At 29.5% G+C, this 15,837-nt stretch carries 26 protein-coding genes; 3 read left to right on the top strand and 23 right to left on the bottom strand.

Translation table 11 applies throughout. The annotated features are described in order from the left end of the window. Positions 1-228 precede the first annotated feature (228 nt). The 11 genes from ACTNDN_RS23250 to ACTNDN_RS23200 form a co-directional block, all read right to left on the bottom strand. Positions 229-684 carry a hypothetical protein gene (locus tag ACTNDN_RS23250; protein ID WP_152112338.1) on the bottom strand — a complete coding sequence of 152 codons (456 nt, stop codon included), beginning with the start codon at positions 682-684 and terminating at the stop codon, positions 229-231. A 457-nt stretch (positions 685-1,141) separates the two neighbouring features. Beyond that, positions 1,142-1,396 (bottom strand): hypothetical protein, encoded by a 255-nt coding sequence (locus tag ACTNDN_RS23245; protein ID WP_441132417.1) that lies wholly within the window; start codon positions 1,394-1,396, stop codon positions 1,142-1,144. A gap of 115 nt (positions 1,397-1,511) precedes the next feature. Then, a complete protein-coding gene (locus ACTNDN_RS23240; protein ID WP_016204213.1) occupies positions 1,512-1,838 on the bottom strand; it encodes a DUF4257 domain-containing protein in 327 nt (108 codons plus the stop codon). A 298-nt stretch (positions 1,839-2,136) separates the two neighbouring features. Then, positions 2,137-2,382, bottom strand: coding sequence for a hypothetical protein (locus ACTNDN_RS23235; protein ID WP_441132415.1), 246 nt, complete (start codon positions 2,380-2,382; stop codon positions 2,137-2,139). A 30-nt stretch (positions 2,383-2,412) separates the two neighbouring features. Beyond that, positions 2,413-2,586: an aspartyl-phosphate phosphatase Spo0E family protein gene (locus ACTNDN_RS23230; protein WP_082138453.1), complete on the bottom strand. Its 174-nt coding sequence runs from the start codon at positions 2,584-2,586 to the stop codon at positions 2,413-2,415. A gap of 41 nt (positions 2,587-2,627) precedes the next feature. Then, complete coding sequence (locus tag ACTNDN_RS23225; RefSeq protein WP_441132413.1) at positions 2,628-3,248, bottom strand: thermonuclease family protein; 621 nt, start codon at positions 3,246-3,248, stop codon at positions 2,628-2,630. 185 nt (positions 3,249-3,433) lie between these two features. Next, positions 3,434-3,607, bottom strand: coding sequence for a hypothetical protein (locus tag ACTNDN_RS23220; RefSeq protein WP_156827851.1), 174 nt, complete (start codon positions 3,605-3,607; stop codon positions 3,434-3,436). A 12-nt stretch (positions 3,608-3,619) separates the two neighbouring features. Next, positions 3,620-3,808, bottom strand: coding sequence for a hypothetical protein (locus ACTNDN_RS23215; RefSeq protein WP_047944802.1), 189 nt, complete (start codon positions 3,806-3,808; stop codon positions 3,620-3,622). A 64-nt stretch (positions 3,809-3,872) separates the two neighbouring features. Further along, positions 3,873-4,172: a hypothetical protein gene (locus ACTNDN_RS23210; protein WP_171510433.1), complete on the bottom strand. Its 300-nt coding sequence runs from the start codon at positions 4,170-4,172 to the stop codon at positions 3,873-3,875. Between the two features lie 54 nt (positions 4,173-4,226). Then, entirely contained in the window at positions 4,227-4,454 is a 228-nt protein-coding gene (locus ACTNDN_RS23205; RefSeq protein WP_341152935.1) for a hypothetical protein, read from the bottom strand. Positions 4,455-4,658: 204 nt separating this feature from the next. Continuing rightward, positions 4,659-4,961: a hypothetical protein gene (locus tag ACTNDN_RS23200; protein WP_441132411.1), complete on the bottom strand. Its 303-nt coding sequence runs from the start codon at positions 4,959-4,961 to the stop codon at positions 4,659-4,661. Positions 4,962-5,111: 150 nt separating this feature from the next. Here ACTNDN_RS23200 and ACTNDN_RS23195 point away from each other — a divergent pair, with 150 nt between their 5' ends. After that, positions 5,112-5,456, top strand: coding sequence for a helix-turn-helix domain-containing protein (locus ACTNDN_RS23195; protein WP_441132410.1), 345 nt, complete (start codon positions 5,112-5,114; stop codon positions 5,454-5,456). A gap of 242 nt (positions 5,457-5,698) precedes the next feature. On the opposite strand, the gene ACTNDN_RS23190 is transcribed toward ACTNDN_RS23195, so the two are convergent. Further along, positions 5,699-6,466 (bottom strand): HNH endonuclease, encoded by a 768-nt coding sequence (locus tag ACTNDN_RS23190; protein ID WP_441132408.1) that lies wholly within the window; start codon positions 6,464-6,466, stop codon positions 5,699-5,701. A 530-nt stretch (positions 6,467-6,996) separates the two neighbouring features. Between ACTNDN_RS23190 and ACTNDN_RS23185 the strand changes: the two genes are divergently transcribed. Beyond that, the gene (locus tag ACTNDN_RS23185; RefSeq protein ID WP_441132406.1) at positions 6,997-8,322 is read left to right on the top strand and encodes a hypothetical protein; all 1,326 of its coding nucleotides are present in this window, start codon (positions 6,997-6,999) and stop codon (positions 8,320-8,322) included. Positions 8,323-8,458: 136 nt separating this feature from the next. Here ACTNDN_RS23185 and ACTNDN_RS23180 read toward each other — a convergent pair whose 3' ends face one another. From ACTNDN_RS23180 to ACTNDN_RS23165, 4 genes are all read right to left on the bottom strand, one after another. Next, complete coding sequence (locus tag ACTNDN_RS23180; RefSeq protein ID WP_251630130.1) at positions 8,459-9,379, bottom strand: hypothetical protein; 921 nt, start codon at positions 9,377-9,379, stop codon at positions 8,459-8,461. Further along, positions 9,372-9,929, bottom strand: a complete 558-nt coding sequence (locus ACTNDN_RS23175) for a sigma-70 family RNA polymerase sigma factor (protein ID WP_441132404.1) — start codon at positions 9,927-9,929, stop codon at positions 9,372-9,374. The genes ACTNDN_RS23180 and ACTNDN_RS23175 overlap by 8 nt, the downstream gene beginning before the upstream one ends. A gap of 431 nt (positions 9,930-10,360) precedes the next feature. Beyond that, entirely contained in the window at positions 10,361-11,341 is a 981-nt protein-coding gene (locus tag ACTNDN_RS23170) for a helix-turn-helix domain-containing protein (protein WP_251630131.1), read from the bottom strand. A gap of 134 nt (positions 11,342-11,475) precedes the next feature. Then, entirely contained in the window at positions 11,476-11,799 is a 324-nt protein-coding gene (locus ACTNDN_RS23165) for a hypothetical protein (protein WP_441132402.1), read from the bottom strand. A 283-nt stretch (positions 11,800-12,082) separates the two neighbouring features. On the opposite strand from ACTNDN_RS23165, the gene ACTNDN_RS23160 reads away from it, so the two are divergent. Then, a complete protein-coding gene (locus tag ACTNDN_RS23160) occupies positions 12,083-13,246 on the top strand; it encodes a tyrosine-type recombinase/integrase (RefSeq protein ID WP_441132400.1) in 1,164 nt (387 codons plus the stop codon). 151 nt (positions 13,247-13,397) lie between these two features. Here ACTNDN_RS23160 and ACTNDN_RS23155 read toward each other — a convergent pair whose 3' ends face one another. The 7 genes from ACTNDN_RS23155 to ACTNDN_RS23125 form a co-directional block, all read right to left on the bottom strand. Further along, positions 13,398-13,700, bottom strand: a complete 303-nt coding sequence (locus ACTNDN_RS23155; RefSeq protein ID WP_441132399.1) for a hypothetical protein — start codon at positions 13,698-13,700, stop codon at positions 13,398-13,400. A gap of 149 nt (positions 13,701-13,849) precedes the next feature. Next, positions 13,850-14,014, bottom strand: coding sequence for a hypothetical protein (locus ACTNDN_RS23150; protein WP_441132398.1), 165 nt, complete (start codon positions 14,012-14,014; stop codon positions 13,850-13,852). 232 nt (positions 14,015-14,246) lie between these two features. Next, positions 14,247-14,402, bottom strand: coding sequence for a hypothetical protein (locus tag ACTNDN_RS23145; RefSeq protein ID WP_441132396.1), 156 nt, complete (start codon positions 14,400-14,402; stop codon positions 14,247-14,249). Next, positions 14,395-14,574 (bottom strand): hypothetical protein, encoded by a 180-nt coding sequence (locus ACTNDN_RS23140; protein ID WP_441132395.1) that lies wholly within the window; start codon positions 14,572-14,574, stop codon positions 14,395-14,397. The genes ACTNDN_RS23145 and ACTNDN_RS23140 overlap by 8 nt, the downstream gene beginning before the upstream one ends. Before the next feature lie 440 nt (positions 14,575-15,014). Further along, the gene (locus ACTNDN_RS23135) at positions 15,015-15,224 is read right to left on the bottom strand and encodes a hypothetical protein (RefSeq protein ID WP_031540349.1); all 210 of its coding nucleotides are present in this window, start codon (positions 15,222-15,224) and stop codon (positions 15,015-15,017) included. 25 nt (positions 15,225-15,249) lie between these two features. Next, a complete protein-coding gene (locus ACTNDN_RS23130) occupies positions 15,250-15,414 on the bottom strand; it encodes a hypothetical protein (RefSeq protein ID WP_155986805.1) in 165 nt (54 codons plus the stop codon). A gap of 31 nt (positions 15,415-15,445) precedes the next feature. Continuing rightward, positions 15,446-15,607 carry a hypothetical protein gene (locus tag ACTNDN_RS23125; RefSeq protein ID WP_441132392.1) on the bottom strand — a complete coding sequence of 54 codons (162 nt, stop codon included), beginning with the start codon at positions 15,605-15,607 and terminating at the stop codon, positions 15,446-15,448. Positions 15,608-15,837 lie beyond the last annotated feature (230 nt).

Here is a 15,837-nt window from a genome sequence, read left to right as displayed (position 1 = left end):
TCACGTTTATCACCACTTTTATATAGTTAAACCCATTATAGAACATAAGTTCCTGTTAATCAATTTATCAACAACAGACTTTAACAGAGCCTTTTTAATAAAGGGTATTTCAATATATTCATATTTACTTAATTCATATCTAATTACCATATCTGTATAATCTGTAGGAAATTGAATAAAGTCGTTTTTAACTAATTCTGAAGATAGAGACATTTGTTTCTAAGCCCCCTATTCTACTTCAGCAATTGTGTCATTAATCGCATTTGCAAATTCTTGTAAATTCCCTCTTTCCAGTATAGAAATCTCAATAGGTAAAGCTACCCCTCCATTATTCGATACATTTAACGAACAAGTATAACTGTTAAACAAGGGAACAATACCGATAAGAATAAGGACTAATCCTATGAAAAAATCACCATTAACAAAAGAAGGAAGTCCTAATATGAATGTAAAAAACAGACCAAACAAAAATCTCTTTAGATGAAATTTTGTTGATGTTGAAACACTAGCTATGTTCTTTAAGGACATAGTAACTTCATTTTTTCCTATAGGCATTAAACCTAAAACGGTATTACGATCATACCCTTTAAACCGTTTATTAGTTAATAATAAATCTGTTGTTAACCATCTTAATAAAACATTCGTACAGTATGTGCCTTCTTTCAGTTTTTTCTCTCTTTCCATGACGCTTTTTCTCCTTTCAACAAAAAAATCCCCCTAGAATAAGACATACAGTTTATATGTCTTCATCTAGGGGGATTCCCTCTTCGTTATTTATATAGGTAAATTATAGCAACCATATAACGAAAAGTCTAGTTGTTATTAATTTTCATTAATTTAATGTTCCTTTATCCTATAAGCACTTTTATTTTCTTATTTTCATAAGAATCGTGCTTATGTACTTATCAAAAACAAAACAAAAAGAAGAGATTATTAATCTCTTCTCAGGCTGTCGAGAAAGTCTCGACAGCTTTTTTCACAATTCCACTATACAACATATAGCGGTTCGATAATGTCTTAAAAAACATATGTTGTGGTCGTGATCAATTAAAATATCAAAAACCCCCTTTTTCAAAATCATACTTTTAAAAATAGGGGGTTTTTCTACAAGCTGAGAAGAGATTATTAATCTCTTCTCTGTTCAGTAAGATGATACTTTTCTTAATCGCTTAGGGGATTTTCTATGAAATATCCTTCTATCTTCCTGTAAGGAAGCTGCTTGCTCTTTATTTGAACCTATTGATTCATAATATCTTTTTTTAGCTTCATTAAAAATCTCTTCTATAGCCTTAGTTATCTTATCCATTTGGCGTTCAGTAATACAATCGTCTAACTCTACCATTAAATCATTAACTTGTTTTTTTTCTTCTTCCGTTAGGATATCATTCAGTTTCATGATTTCTCTCCTCTCGTCTATCTTACCTCGACTATATTCTATGCTCTTCTGCACTTTACTACGATTATTGTTATGAATATTATAACATATCGAAATCATGTTGAAAAAATAAACACTACAGATCCTGATTTATCTTTCTGTTTATTTCCTCTATTCTGCTTTCCTTCTTTGATTGAAGTGATTCTTCAACTTTAATAATTGCATTTTCACCTACATATCCACCTAAGATTGATGTTAAAATTACTCGTTCCGTTCCATTTGGATCACTGAATAAAATCGTAACAATAGCTCCAACAGCTCCAAAACAACCATCCAATAAGAAACCAGGATAGAATGTAAGTTTATTATTCCTCGGTTTTTTTATTGTCCCATACCTCTTTGCGTGAGTTAAAACTCCCATACCAAATCCAATACAACCAGCCAAAATTATTTTATTTAACATGCCTATTCACCTCTCTTGAAAAATTTGCGCAAACACAAAAAAGCCTTTGAGGCAATAGACAATAAATACATGCGATACATGTATTATGCCTATTAGCCCAAAGGCTGCGTGTTTATTAGTTAAGACGCTAATCCTAAATAGGATTGCCAAAAAAGAAAAAAGAAAAAATGGTTATAAATTTATTATACGATTTTCTTTCTTATAACACTACACAATTTAAAAAGAGATAGTAAACCTATCCCTTTTTACTAGATTTATAAATTTTCAAGTCTAAAAATTTTTATTATTTGATCACTTCTCACCATAAATTAAAATCCACATAATTTTTTGCTGAATTTAATGTAGAAAATATTAGTCGTACGTCTCCCGCTTCTTCTAATGGAACGTACTCTCCTCCTATAAATGGATAAAACATACCAATTATCCAACCGTCTCCATCTGGATTTTCTAGAACCAGATACTTAGGTATTTCATCACCATAATAAGTAATTGTTTTATGATAGCTAAAGAATCTATTAACGTCTTCTTCTCTCCAATCTATCATTAAGTACCCTCCTAAACTATTCTTACCCTCTTAACAAATTCTAACTTCTACCGATTCATTTTGGTTCATTTGCTGATATCTTAGTATTAATTCATCTAACTCTTTACTCTTCTTTATTGCTTCGGGAGAATTAAATCCCTCTGTGAATGCAATTTTTAACATTTCTTCTCTTACCCGCTCTATTTGATCTCTTAGTTTATACATGAGTATTCCTCCAATTTTTATTGTTTTAGAATATCTTTGTATTACTTAACAAAACCATTTAAGTCAGTATCTGCATACCCAGGGATGCTCCAAATATTTAATTTTTTTTCTTTTGCTATATTTTCTGCATCCTTATAGACATCAATAAATTCATATTCATCAAATAAGTAAGCTAATTTAACATATCCCTCTTTTAATAAATATGACTGAATACTAATTTGATCTAAAAAGACATGCGCCAAAATTCTTCCGTACTTATCCTTTTCATCAGCATTAGGATCCAATTGATAGGTAATTTCCTTTCCTTCTATAAGGTTAGCCAGATATTCCTTACCTTCTTGTCCAAATGGCTCATTCTTCCCTTTTGTAATTTCAGGTCCATTTATTCCGATTAACCTCAAAGCGGTATATTTATCTGCTTCCAAAACTAAAGTGTCAGCATCTATCACTTTTTTTACTATAGCTTTGTGTTTTTCTGTTTTAATATCAGCTGCCTTTTCACTAGAACGATTGACTTCATTAAAGTACTTCTTAAACGAAATCTCTTTTTCTACCTGATTATCAGTCTTGTAGTTCTCTTTAGCCTGATATGTAACTAGGCTATCTGTTGAACATCCACTTAATAAAAATAAAATGAATAAAGTGGAAATAATCTTTTTCATCTAAACCCCTCATTTCCAAAAAAGAGAGCACTCCAATATACTAAGACTTTACTTAGTAATTGGGGTGCTCCCATTTCTCAATATATTATATTCACTCTTCTAATTTCCTATATATTTATAATAAGGATAAAAATAGAAAAATTCAACCTCAAAAAAACTAAACTCTCCTTTCAGAAAAGGCAAAGCTAAATTGCTCCTATGTCCTCCATGATTTTCTTAGTTTTTTCATTATTATTGATTCCACTGGCCATGGAATACCACCAAACTAAATCTTTTCTTCTTTTCTTATTATCTATTCTTGCTAACTCCATAACTAATTTAGTCACAACTACTTTTTCTTCTTCAGTATAACTAATCATTAAATAATCCTCCTATATAGATACTTTTTTGGTATTTATATCTGCTAGTAATTCATTTTCCATTAAAGTTAATGACAAAAGTGTTAAATCATCTATTTTTTCATCATCTTTATTTCGTGTGATCCCCTTTTCTTTTAGGAATTCGATTATTCTTTTTCTCTCTCTTTCCACTCTTATATGTATTTCACGATCGTAATACATCTCAGTTCCTCCATTTCACCTGTACCAATTATTACTAATATGATTTCAATAATTATCAGATTTTTTAATTTTCTTCATAGTAATCATCAGAGAAATCTGGTACATCCTTTTTGTTTTCACAAATATTTTTAATCTTTTCGATATCAAATAAATAAGAAACCTCTTCGCTAATATCATAATCAAACTCATTTGCAACAAATATAGCCGCTTCTTCATTTTTATAGATCATTAAACGAAATGAACTAAACTCCGATTGTGCCTCTTCAACATATAATCCATTATGCGTGGAAAATTCATAAGTTTTAAAACATGAAGTTTCAACTTTAAAGTTCACCTGTTCTACAGTATTTATTAAAGTTTCCATTCTTTTGCCTCCCTTTTTATTAAAAAACCAATGATAAATGCCAACTGATCTCTTTTAGAAAAATGAAATTTGTCCTGACCTACTTACTTTAAATGTAACCTCACTTTTCTCCCTTGTTTCCTCATTAATATCAAAAGATTTTCTTTCGTAGCAACCAAAGTGAGCGTTCTTATTGTTATACCGAGAAACATAAAGATAATGCTTACCATTTTCAAATAAGTAATAACTCATTCCAGGGACTAAGTTAGCACAATCTGAATTTCCTAAGTATTTCCCTTTCATTAATTACATTCCTCTCCTTTCTGTGATAAACACAAAAAAGCCTTTGGTCCTTTTATTACCTAACAAAAATAGTGTTAAGTAAAAATCAAAGGCCCAAAGGCTTCGTGTCTATTAGAATATGCTTATCATAAAGATAGCTAAAAATAAAAATTACAAAAAGTTATATATATAAATTTTAGTTGATTGCTTTGTAAAAAGCAATAATTACTGATTATTAAAACTTAATTTCTTATATTGGCGGGAATTTACACAAAACTCTTTTATTATCTTTTCTAGTTGCTGCTTTGTAGGATGAACAATAATCTTTGTTATATAAATTTTTTCAATAATTGCTCCTCCACCATACACTAGCCTCACTTCGACAGTTCCGGTTAAACTAAATTTTGTGACTTCTACTCTTAATCCATACTCATTATCCTGCAGATAGTATGTAATTTCTTTGATTTTATATTTACCATGCGAAAATGGTATAATGGTTTTTTTTCTTAATATAGTAGTTTTCTTCATTCATGGGAAATCCTTTCTGTTACTTATTATAGTAATGTAGAAATTCACCTATCTTTTAATACTTATAAATATTATTTTACTTATTTTTTGAATATAAACTACTGTATAGTATTTCCATTGATTTTTACCCTTATAGAAAGAGGTGAAAAAATGAATAACTTAGTAAAGACCATTGGAGAAAGAGTCCGTTATTTCAGATTATATAGAGGTTTTACACAAGAGGAACTAGCTGAAAAGGCAAATGTTCACTATACATATATTGGTGGTATTGAAAGAGGAGAAAGAAATATCTCCCTGGAAACGCTTAACAAAATTACGGAAGCTCTTGAAATTTCACCTACTGATTTATTTGCACAAAACTACTTAAAAAAAGAAACTGACAAGACAGTACTATTAAAGCTTCATCAGGAATTATTAAGTACAAGAAGTACAGAAGAGATAATAATTGTCCATCAATTAACCCAAAACATTTTGCAGTTAATTGATAGAAAATGATAATTGGTGCAAAAAAATGAAGTGAAATAAACTCTTAAATTTAGGATATAAATATACAAGAACCAACTATATAGTATGGTTAGGTTCTTGTAATTTATTTGACTTTTATATTTAAATCCAAACAGAACAACCCCCAATTAAGGGTAAGTATTCCTACACATTTATTGAGCTGAGAATAACCATTTTATGTTAAAGAGGCTACAATTGTACTTTGTATAAGATAAGAAATTTCACTAGACGAATTACCTCTCAAACACAAAATTCATATGCCATTTTAAATACAGACGCTGTCTATCATTCACTTCTATTTGAATTCCATCCCTAATATTCAGAAATAATTTTGTATACTCATCGATTTGTTTTGATATGATAATTTCACCATTTTCATTGAAAGTTATAAATCCTTTATCAAATAAAGCATCATGGTTTGGGCAAAATAAAAATCCATTATTCAAATCTAGTCTTTCCTTATCATCAGACTGGCTCCAAGGTTTGATATGACTAGCAATTAAAAGTCTTTTATCTGTCACGCCACATAACAAACATTTACACTCTCTCTTAATCAATCCTTCTTTAAAAATTGAGTGACCAATTCTTGACTTTATCAACTGCTCCTTCTCTGTAATTGAAAGGTCATCATTTACTATCTTATCTTGATCAACAGCAGCATATTCTCTTTCATTATTAAATCCCTGAATGAAAAAATCAGTGCCTTGTTGATTTTTTTTGGTATAATCTAGCCCAATGCTTATATCTGTATCTTTCAAAACAACCTCGAACCCTAGATTAATTAGAAAATTATTTGTTTCATCTCCACCACCAAATTCAACAAGTTCATTATCATTAGCAATCCTATTTGCAAATCTTAGTACCTCCTTCGGAGGATATCTCTTATTATTATGGTATAAGTCAAACTTAGTTGATTGTCTTCGAGGATAAAGTTCAATTTGATCTATTTCTTCCAAAGATTGAAGAATATGATTTGTTGTTAAGTTATTTGGAATTCCCATTTTCCCCCTACTTTCGACTTGAAAATTAAACACTGATTTATCAATTTTAACATAATTATTACTATTTTATTTGTTATTCAAGTTAATGGTTTGATTGTAGACAATGTAAAAAAATCTATATTACCTCTACTTTTTATCTATGTACCTAAACAGCTTTAAACATGCTAGTGTTTGGTTTTCACACCTTTTTTTATGAAATTAAAGACTACGAACCATTTTAGATTATGAAAATAAGGAGTTAATATTAGAGGAGTCATCTAGATCTAGGTGAAATAAATTTTAATAATCACTGCTTACATGGACCGCAGCTGATAAATTAGAGGATATATATTTGCATGATTCATCCATTCCTCATACAATAATTACAGCTGAAGCAACAATGGATAAAACTGGAATTTTTATAATGGGATGAAATTGATAATCAAGTATTGAAATAATTTACAATTTTGTAAATGAACTTGTTGATTTATTCAGAATATTAACATATAATTTTATAGAAAGATACAAAAAATGGAATTAGGAGGGTTTATGTGAGGAAATTAGCAAAAACTAGTATTGTTACTTTAGCCAGTATTTTCCTTCTTTCTGTGCCAAATGTATCAGCAACTCAACTTACTTCAGAGTACAAAGATAATGATGAAGGTGCAATAGACAGTCATCTTAACGATTATGGAGGAAAATGGATTTATGAAAAATCTTCTTCAAGTTATCGAGGGGATCATCGTTTTAACCCAACATCCAGTGGTTGGTATACTTGGAGAACTACAAAAGGAAAAGGTTACTATTATAAAGCATTATTAGTCCATCTAAGAAATGCAAAGTTTACAAATCCTAATGCTCAATATAATATAGGTAATGATCAAGATGATTATATTTACGGAAAGAAAAATCAAAATACTGCACCAAATGGATGGAGTAGAGTTGTAGATACTTATGGCTATGGATCAAAGGCTTTTGGAGATTTTATTTTGTTTCCTAACGGATATAAAAATACAGGTGCAGATGGTATAAAAGTAGAGTATTATGATAAAAAGCCTTCAATTTTAAGTAGTTCTAAGGTAGATAAGTTTAATTACGAAGAGATTAAGCCAAGTGATTCAACAGCACTTACTTTAAATTCAAAAAGTATTAGTAAAGAAAATATTCATTATAAAATGTTAAACTCTATAGATTATTTTAAAACAGCTATTGGAAATTTTGATTATACTAGCAATTCAGGAGGATATAAATATACGGTAGATTTCAGCGTAGATGTTGAAAATCCAAAATCACACGTAGTAGTCAAAGCTGGAGATAAAATAGTAGAGGAATCCATTTATAATGGTGATGGTAAATATGTTGACTTAAACACTAAAGATAAAACATATAGTACTGCTGGAGCACCTGATAAAAATGAAGCTAAAGCACTTAAAGAAAACAATTTATTCGAAGGTGTTTCTCCAACTGTAAGATATTCTAATGATATAAATGGTGAAAGAGTTTATGATATGAGGTATGATCCTACTTTGATGGGAATGGCTCAAACATCATTATTTTCTCAAGACATTGCTTTGGGTTTTTTGGAGAATTATTCAAAATGGAACATTGAAACAAAAGAAGAGAATAATGGCTATGAGGCTATTGTATTAAGCGGAGAACTAAGTGATTACTATAAAAATAAACATAATGCTGAAACTTTTAAATTATGGGTTCATTCAGGCACTGGTATTTTGTTAAAAATGGAAGAGTATAATAAAAGTGGACAAGTAACTGAATCACTAATTACTAATTCCATTCAGATAGATGCCCCTATAGAAAAAGTGGAATTTAATACTGCTACCCCAAAAAATTTTGTGAAAACTAAAATGTTAAAATAGATTATATTTAGACTTAAATAAGTACCACCCGTGAGAATGTACTGCATCACAAAAGTTAGAGTGAACTGCGCCCTAATTGTTAGATGTTTCTAACAATTGGGGCGCAGTTAAGCTTTAACTAAAGGGTACAAGTACATTATTTTATATCATTATTAAATAATGATATATCTACAGGTTTATTTACTTCTAACTTTGAAGGATGAAGGTAGTCAATAATATCCCCAGATTTGTTATAAGTTTCATACTTAATAAGAATTCCACTATCTTTATCTACCCAAAAACGAAAGTTAGTTGCCTTAGACTTTTCTACATTATTCATTTCCCCAAATATCACAAGTGAATTATGTCCAAGAATAGGTTCGTTTTGACTTTCAATTTCCCAGTCATCTAAGTTTCTAGTATAGTTGGATGCAATATCATAAGGAAATAAGGAATTAGCAGCTTCTTCAATAGGTGGAAACCATCTACTTTCTGTCACATCTTCTCCATTAACATCAGTATTAAAATACTCTTTTATGGACAATGGCTTTGAAGCGATATATAAATCTTTATATGAACTTTTTATTGTTCTGGTTTCACCGTCTACATTGATTTTTGAATTTATGGCCCCACCAGACTTTTCTCTGATACTTAACGAGAAATCAACATTTATTTTTGTTTTACTATTAGCATAGTATAATTCAAAAGTACCGCTTGCTGTGTCAAAGTAGTCGATGGAGTTAAGCATTTTTGTTAGTATTTCTTCTTTGTTCAATTCTTCATAATTTTCCTCTTGAATTGGAGGAGTATATATATAATTATTAACAGAGCGTATATGATCTTCGTTAAGAGTATTATCAATAAAATTTTCCTTTACTAGGAACAATAAACTTAGACAAATAATACTTATAAATGACAGACTAATAAAAGGTGCCATTTTCAATTTAAATCTTTGTTTATTTTTAGAAGAATTAGATATCGCATCATATATTAAACTCTCATGTCTTTTTGTGAATTTAATGCTCTTTAATACTGTACTGTCCATTTTTTTTCTTAAGTTCTCAAGTTCATTATCCATTATTATTCCTTCCTTCTAATATTATTTTTTTTAATCTTTCCCTTCCCCGATGCATTCTAGATTTCACAGTATTTGGATTAATTTTTAATATTTTTGAAATTTCGTCAATAGTAAAATCCTCATAATAAAATAATATAATAACCTCTCTTAACTTAATTGGTAATTGCATTACTTTTTCTGACAAAGAATAATCCTCAGTATTATGGAGGGGATCTACATTATTAGTATTTTTATCCTTGAAGTAAGAAAAGGATTCTAATAAAATAAGATTTCGATATGACCAACTTTTTAAAACATCTTTACAACGATTTACTGTAATTCTAATCACCCAAGTTTTATATGATGAGTTACCTTTAAAGTTATCTAATTGTTCTAAACATCTTAAGAAAACGTCTTGGGTAACATCTTCAGCCAGTTGAATATTTTTTAAATAAATGTAAGAAATTTTAAGAACATCATTCCCATATAAAGTAATAAGATAGTGAAGTTTTTCTTTTTTATCTATATCGGTTTGTAAAATCTCCTCTATATCCATTTTTTCTCGATTCAATGTCTGTTCCCCTTAATTTATTTTATAATTAGACGAACCGTATTTTATTAAAGTTCCCTTATTCAATAAAAATATTTTTATTAGATTTATAGAAAGAAAAAACCATATGGGAATCCTGGTGAGATATTAACAAAGAAAATGATATTACCGTCTTTTGAGCTATTTGTGCTATTTGTGCTAGATCGATCGTTGGATTAAACCACCAGGAAACCGACTCATTCGCTTTGAAGGGCTACAAAAAAAAGGCTGCATATTGCAACCTGTAGTAAATCCCTTCAAAACTATCAGTTTCTCATCTATAATGACTGGATCTTCTATATTAACAGCCATTATAGAATGTTCCATCACCTGTTAGTTTCATAAATGTTCATTCATAACTCCTAAGTTGTGAATAACCCATGACTATCAATAAGTTTATACTGATAAAGAGTTTAGTGTTTTTCATTAACATATTCTACAAGAATTTCAGAAACCAACTCTTCCAAAGTCAAATTTCTTTCAGACGCAATTCGTTTCAAAGAATCTTTAACCTGAGATGGTATTTCTAAAGATAACACGTCATATTCAGAATCTATATAAATCCCTTTAATCGTTGAGATTATGGAACCTTCCACCATATATTCCTTAATAATTTTTATCGTATCTTCATCTAAAGTATCGTAAGGGAAACAATATGGTTTAATTTCTAACTCTATCTTTTCTTTATTTATGTTCATCTTCATATTTGTTGGAGTGATATATTCATAACATTTATCTAAGAAAGAGTATATATTAGATTCAACATTATTTTCATAAGGGAACTCAAATTTAGCAAATTTCCTTTTGGAAATTATCGAACCTCTTTCAATTAAATAAACCGGTTTAAAACCATATTGCTCAATTTTCGTATATGGAATCTTATTTCCACTAGCAGTTAATAAAAAGTAATCTTCATCTTCCCCAACCATCAATCTTCCATGTTCTTCACTTCTTTCATGAATAAACAATTGAAACCAACCACGTTTATTTGGTTTGGAATAAAACTCTTTATTATTTCTACTTCTAATATTTTTATAATTTTTTTGAAAACGTTCAAGCTCCGTTTGTTTAATAAAATATAATTCCCTACCTCTATAAACTTCTTTCTCTGCTGTAAGTTTACCATCCTTTATATAGTTAAATACCGTTACAGTAGATACACCTAATTGTGCAGCAACTTCACCAGTGCTAAGTCCTGGCTTTTTTAATTTGTCTTTTACCTCTTCTACATCATCTATATAAAAGTACTTCGTATTGTCAATTTGCCAACTTTTTTCATTCACTGCAGTTAATATGCCTTGTCTGGAATATGATAAAACTGTGTTCTCAGCAACACCTAATAATTCCGCAGCCTGTTTTGTAGTAATTTGCTTTTTCTTATCCTCTTGGCCCATTTTATTCTCCCCAACTAATCATTATTAAAATAGTGTTTACATATCATTTAATATTAACTCAATATTATAATCTATTTATATGTTACCATTTACTATAGTCAATATTCAATTGGGGAATAATTCTAATTTATGTATTAATGCTTGCTTTGTTTACAATACTCACTAGCATTCTCTAAAAAATCTGTAATACATGCTTCTACCTTTTTTCTTGTTGGTTTTTCTAATGTAATACTTTTAAAAGTTTTATCAATAACTACCCCTCCTCCCCCTATCAATAATTTAATCTCCACTGTATCTTTTTCTTGACTCAAACTTCCTCTTTTATCTACAAATCTAATAACTTGCACTCTAAGACCATATTTGGATTTTTGTAAGAAATAAGTTTTCACTTGCACTTCATATTTACTTACAAAAAAAGTACTTTCATCTAATGCTCGGTATAAACTTTCGCTAATCAAAAAATCCACCTCTTCCTTTTTAATTAAATAGATTATAATATATATCTTAATATTAAACAAAGGTTTAATGTCTATTTTATATAAAAAAATATGATACCTACTATTTAATATTAAAACGTATTTTAAGTATTATCTTTATTTATATGTATATATAGTAGACAAATAAATGATTTTTCTACTAATATAGGAGTAGATATTAAATGTATTTAAATTAACTTAATAATGAATTACCTATAACCAGATAATTACTATACTTTTAAAAACTGACAAAAGGGGTGTGAAAATGCCAGAAAAGCAAATTCCTTTCCATTCGAATAAAAATTCGTTAGAATTTACAGGAAGTCAGTCATCCATCGCATCGTTTTCAAAAATACTAACAGATCCATCAGTATTTCAAAATTTACCTGACGAGTTAATCATTATGGAGGATGTATCTAAAAATAAGGAAATAAATGACTTGGAAATGATGTATTTATTTTTACACCAAAAGAAAGATATGGATATACGAAAGAATAAAATGGAGAACACCATCGAAGAGTACAGCAGAGATTTACTTATCATGTATAAACAGATAATAGAAAATGCTTTTTCCATTGGATTAGATTTAAACGCACAGCAAAATCCTTATCAGATATTCAAACTACTCAATCATGTACATATTAGAAAATTTCAAGAGTGGTTAGCTGCAGCTCCGTTAGGGAAGGGGAAGAAGCCATACGCAGTTTCTACACTGAGTCGTAAAATGGTAGTTCTTAAAGGATTTCTTTCTTTTTTGTATAAAACAAAGTATATTGAAGTTCCGCTGCATGAAAAAATGTTGAGTAGTAATGTGCGGGATATTGATCGGCCAGATAGGGATTTAGGAAAAAATGAGGTAGTGCAGATATTGGACTATTATAAAGACCATCCCATTGTTCATTGTTTACTAGCAACCTTAATCACAACAGGTCTTAGAATAAACGAATTATGTCATAGTAAAATATCGGATATTTCTTATGTGGATGGAGATTACTGGTTATATGTATTAGGAAAAGGGAGACACGAGAGAGAGGTACTCTTACATCGATATATAATAGAAGAAATACGGAAATTTCGACGAACAAGACGGTTAGATTTTATATTAGATGGTAGTGATGATTCGTATATTTTTACGACGAACAAAGGAAAACCGTACCATTATAAATATCTATCCAATTATTTAACCAAAAAAATACATGAAGTGGAATTGCCTTTCATGAAAACAAGAAAAAATCCAATTACGCCACACACATTGAGACACGCCTTTGCACAAATTAGTTCTGATCAAGGAGCGAGTTTGGATCAAATTAAAATTGCGTTAGGTCACAAATCAATACAAACAACATCTATTTATCTGCAGAAGAAATCAAGAAGAGAAAACAATGCGGGACATGCTTGGAAAAATTCAAGCATCATGCGATCCTTTTAACGTTTTATTGGGTTGTGAGATTGCAATAATTAGGGTGGCGGGGGTTAAGGCTACCCTAATAAAAAAACAGATACTACAGTCAGACTTCAACTTATGCTATTGATCACCTTTTTCTTACTGATGATTTTTAATAAATACTTTCAATTGCATATCAGTCCATCTCTTTTTGTCTTCTTTTTTCTACAGCCCACTGATCAATTTCTTTTTCAAATAAAAGAAATTGGGTCTTTTCACCGTTCAATTCTTCTACAATAGCGCACCATTCTTCAATCCCATGAAAAAGACCAGTACATTCACATGTGATAGATACTCTAAATCCCTTTGAAGGAACTGACACAATCCAAAAACGGGGTAATAATTGTATTCTTTCAACATTCGTTTCTCCTGACATAAAATTTTGTACAAATTCATCATATCGATTATTTATTTCATCATAAGTGAATGTTAAAGTCACATTAATTCCTCCTTTACATGAGTAAAGTTACTTCCGTCTCATTCTTCTTTATATGGTCTTGCATTTTATCTATTTATTTCAAAGAGTTTTGATTATTTTTTGACCTTCTGTGGGTCTCATAGGATCACTCTTCTTTAAACAATATTTATCTAATTTCTTATGGATTCAATGACAAATTTTTCGGTTATAAAAAGTTTTTCAATACTATCTAATGCCTTTTCTGCTTCAGGCACGGTTTCATATGTTTGTTCGCCAGTTTTCCCGATTTCAGTTGTTTCAAATCGCATCCCACTTTTAGATCTGATTACATACACGATTGTTAACTCCTTTCTTATATGGATTTTTAACAATATGCCAAGGGTATAAGTTTCGTATAGTTCGGTCACAATAATCTAATCTACTTAACATTTATTGTTATTAGAACTCAATGCTCCTGCGAATTGTCGTAACACTTTTTTACCACTACCAATTTTCTTATTGTTATCATATATAACAAAGTCACCTTGCTTCTCTATATTTGCTTCAATTAGTATGTTGTGTATGTATTTAACTTGTTTCAGTTGTTTCATAACCACAATCTAGACATTTAACTGGTGTACTTGTTTTATTATCATTAACATTAATAAAAGAGTTTAAATGATCATACTTAATGTTGCTACTTTCACATTTACTACAAGTTACCACATAGCCTTTTTTATTCATTTCCATTTCCCTCCCAATAAATATCTTGATTTTTACCTGTATTAATTTTTACACATTTAGATGTATCTATTTTGAAATAAGGTTCTAATGCATCTTTAAATGCATCTTCTATATTTTTAGTACCGTAGGTTTCTTTACCAAGTTTAAGCGGATTTTGTTTAGCCTTTTTCATATGAATCCTCCTCGCACGGCTATTCTTTAATATTCAGAAGTTATTTTATTTGATTGTATATAATCCTTGTATTGGTATTGTATTGGTAGATTATCTATATACACCGAATTAGACATCACATTCTGTAGCAATTTCTGCTATCCACATTCTTTTTTCACTTAATGATATTATCCTCCAAATGTGCTGCAACCGGTATTTTTTTTTCACCCATATAATAAATCTCCGTACTTTGTATATTGTTCAATTTGTTCGTTCAGGAACTTATTAAATTTAGTGTAATACTATAACTATAATTTACAGGAGACATATGCAATCTTTTCTTTGTCAATTACTATATAAACTTCTTCAAAATTTAGTTATATTAGGGAATTTGAAGAATCTAGCTTCCATTGTATCAACTCCTTCATAGTTATTTAATAAACAATGGTTTCGAACTGTAACTAATCAAAAATCCTACTTCTAGATATTTTTCTATATAAGGCAATTACTTTTCTATTTTCGTTTTCCCACTCTTGATTTTTTAACATAGGAATAGAAAATCGACCTTCCATTTGAGTCATTAAATTTGCTAACTTATGAACTTTTTCATCATTAGAAAAATTGGAATGCATAATATTTTCATATTCTTGATTAAATTCTTTTAACTCCATTTTCCTAGTCCTTTCCAATAGTTATCTACTTTTTTGTTACTACATAAAATTCTTCATCTTTATAAAGTTTCTGAACTTCTTCTAATGCTGTTTCTGCAGCTTCTTTTGTATCAAAAGTTTGTTCCCCTGTTTTTCCTACTTCCGTTGTTTCAAATATTAATCCTGTTTTGGATCTAATTACAAATCCCATTTTCTTCATCTTCCTTTCTACCGCATATAAGTTATCTATCTAATACCATTAAAGCTTGTGTTACTTTTTGAAATTGCTCTTGTTGAATTTGAACTGCATAAGTATTTCCCTTTTCCTTGTTATAAGAAATATCTTGTAATATTTGTTCTTTTAAAACTCTTAGATCAGCTATTATCTTATTAAGTTTTTGCATTGAAAACACTCCTTTCATATAACGCATTAGTTATCTATTAAATAATATCTAAGTCACCATTAGGGTTAGTTTTTCGCTTTAATTCTTGCAAATAAATATTAATCCTGAATTATTCATAGAAAATCATTAATTGGTTACTATCGTTATTCCAATAAGCTTTTTTGTTAAATGTTAATTCACTTGATAAATGAAAAAAGAATCCATTTCTGATAAGGTTAAAACAACGACGA

This window comes from Niallia sp. HCP3S3_B10 (assembly GCF_052064465.1).
In the GTDB taxonomy this organism is placed as follows: Bacteria; Bacillota; Bacilli; order Bacillales; family Cytobacillaceae; genus Niallia; species Niallia hominis.
Note: the sequence above shows the minus strand (reverse complement) of the source record. Positions and strands in the feature narration are given on the sequence as shown.

Coding starts and splice junctions, on each gene's coding strand:
- ACTNDN_RS23250 (WP_152112338.1), bottom strand. CDS start 684: ATGGAAAGAGAGAAAAAACTGAAAGAAGGCACATACTGTACGAATGTT.
- ACTNDN_RS23245 (WP_441132417.1), bottom strand. CDS start 1,396: ATGAAACTGAATGATATCCTAACGGAAGAAGAAAAAAAACAAGTTAAT.
- ACTNDN_RS23240 (WP_016204213.1), bottom strand. CDS start 1,838: ATGTTAAATAAAATAATTTTGGCTGGTTGTATTGGATTTGGTATGGGA.
- ACTNDN_RS23235 (WP_441132415.1), bottom strand. CDS start 2,382: ATGATAGATTGGAGAGAAGAAGACGTTAATAGATTCTTTAGCTATCAT.
- ACTNDN_RS23230 (WP_082138453.1), bottom strand. CDS start 2,586: ATGTATAAACTAAGAGATCAAATAGAGCGGGTAAGAGAAGAAATGTTA.
- ACTNDN_RS23225 (WP_441132413.1), bottom strand. CDS start 3,248: ATGAAAAAGATTATTTCCACTTTATTCATTTTATTTTTATTAAGTGGA.
- ACTNDN_RS23220 (WP_156827851.1), bottom strand. CDS start 3,607: ATGATTAGTTATACTGAAGAAGAAAAAGTAGTTGTGACTAAATTAGTT.
- ACTNDN_RS23215 (WP_047944802.1), bottom strand. CDS start 3,808: ATGTATTACGATCGTGAAATACATATAAGAGTGGAAAGAGAGAGAAAA.
- ACTNDN_RS23210 (WP_171510433.1), bottom strand. CDS start 4,172: ATGGAAACTTTAATAAATACTGTAGAACAGGTGAACTTTAAAGTTGAA.
- ACTNDN_RS23205 (WP_341152935.1), bottom strand. CDS start 4,454: ATGAAAGGGAAATACTTAGGAAATTCAGATTGTGCTAACTTAGTCCCT.
- ACTNDN_RS23200 (WP_441132411.1), bottom strand. CDS start 4,961: ATGAAGAAAACTACTATATTAAGAAAAAAAACCATTATACCATTTTCG.
- ACTNDN_RS23195 (WP_441132410.1), top strand. CDS start 5,112: ATGAATAACTTAGTAAAGACCATTGGAGAAAGAGTCCGTTATTTCAGA.
- ACTNDN_RS23190 (WP_441132408.1), bottom strand. CDS start 6,466: ATGGGAATTCCAAATAACTTAACAACAAATCATATTCTTCAATCTTTG.
- ACTNDN_RS23180 (WP_251630130.1), bottom strand. CDS start 9,379: ATGGATAATGAACTTGAGAACTTAAGAAAAAAAATGGACAGTACAGTA.
- ACTNDN_RS23170 (WP_251630131.1), bottom strand. CDS start 11,341: ATGGGCCAAGAGGATAAGAAAAAGCAAATTACTACAAAACAGGCTGCG.
- ACTNDN_RS23160 (WP_441132400.1), top strand. CDS start 12,083: ATGCCAGAAAAGCAAATTCCTTTCCATTCGAATAAAAATTCGTTAGAA.
- ACTNDN_RS23145 (WP_441132396.1), bottom strand. CDS start 14,402: ATGAATAAAAAAGGCTATGTGGTAACTTGTAGTAAATGTGAAAGTAGC.
- ACTNDN_RS23140 (WP_441132395.1), bottom strand. CDS start 14,574: ATGAAAAAGGCTAAACAAAATCCGCTTAAACTTGGTAAAGAAACCTAC.
- ACTNDN_RS23135 (WP_031540349.1), bottom strand. CDS start 15,224: ATGGAGTTAAAAGAATTTAATCAAGAATATGAAAATATTATGCATTCC.
- ACTNDN_RS23130 (WP_155986805.1), bottom strand. CDS start 15,414: ATGGGATTTGTAATTAGATCCAAAACAGGATTAATATTTGAAACAACG.
- ACTNDN_RS23125 (WP_441132392.1), bottom strand. CDS start 15,607: ATGCAAAAACTTAATAAGATAATAGCTGATCTAAGAGTTTTAAAAGAA.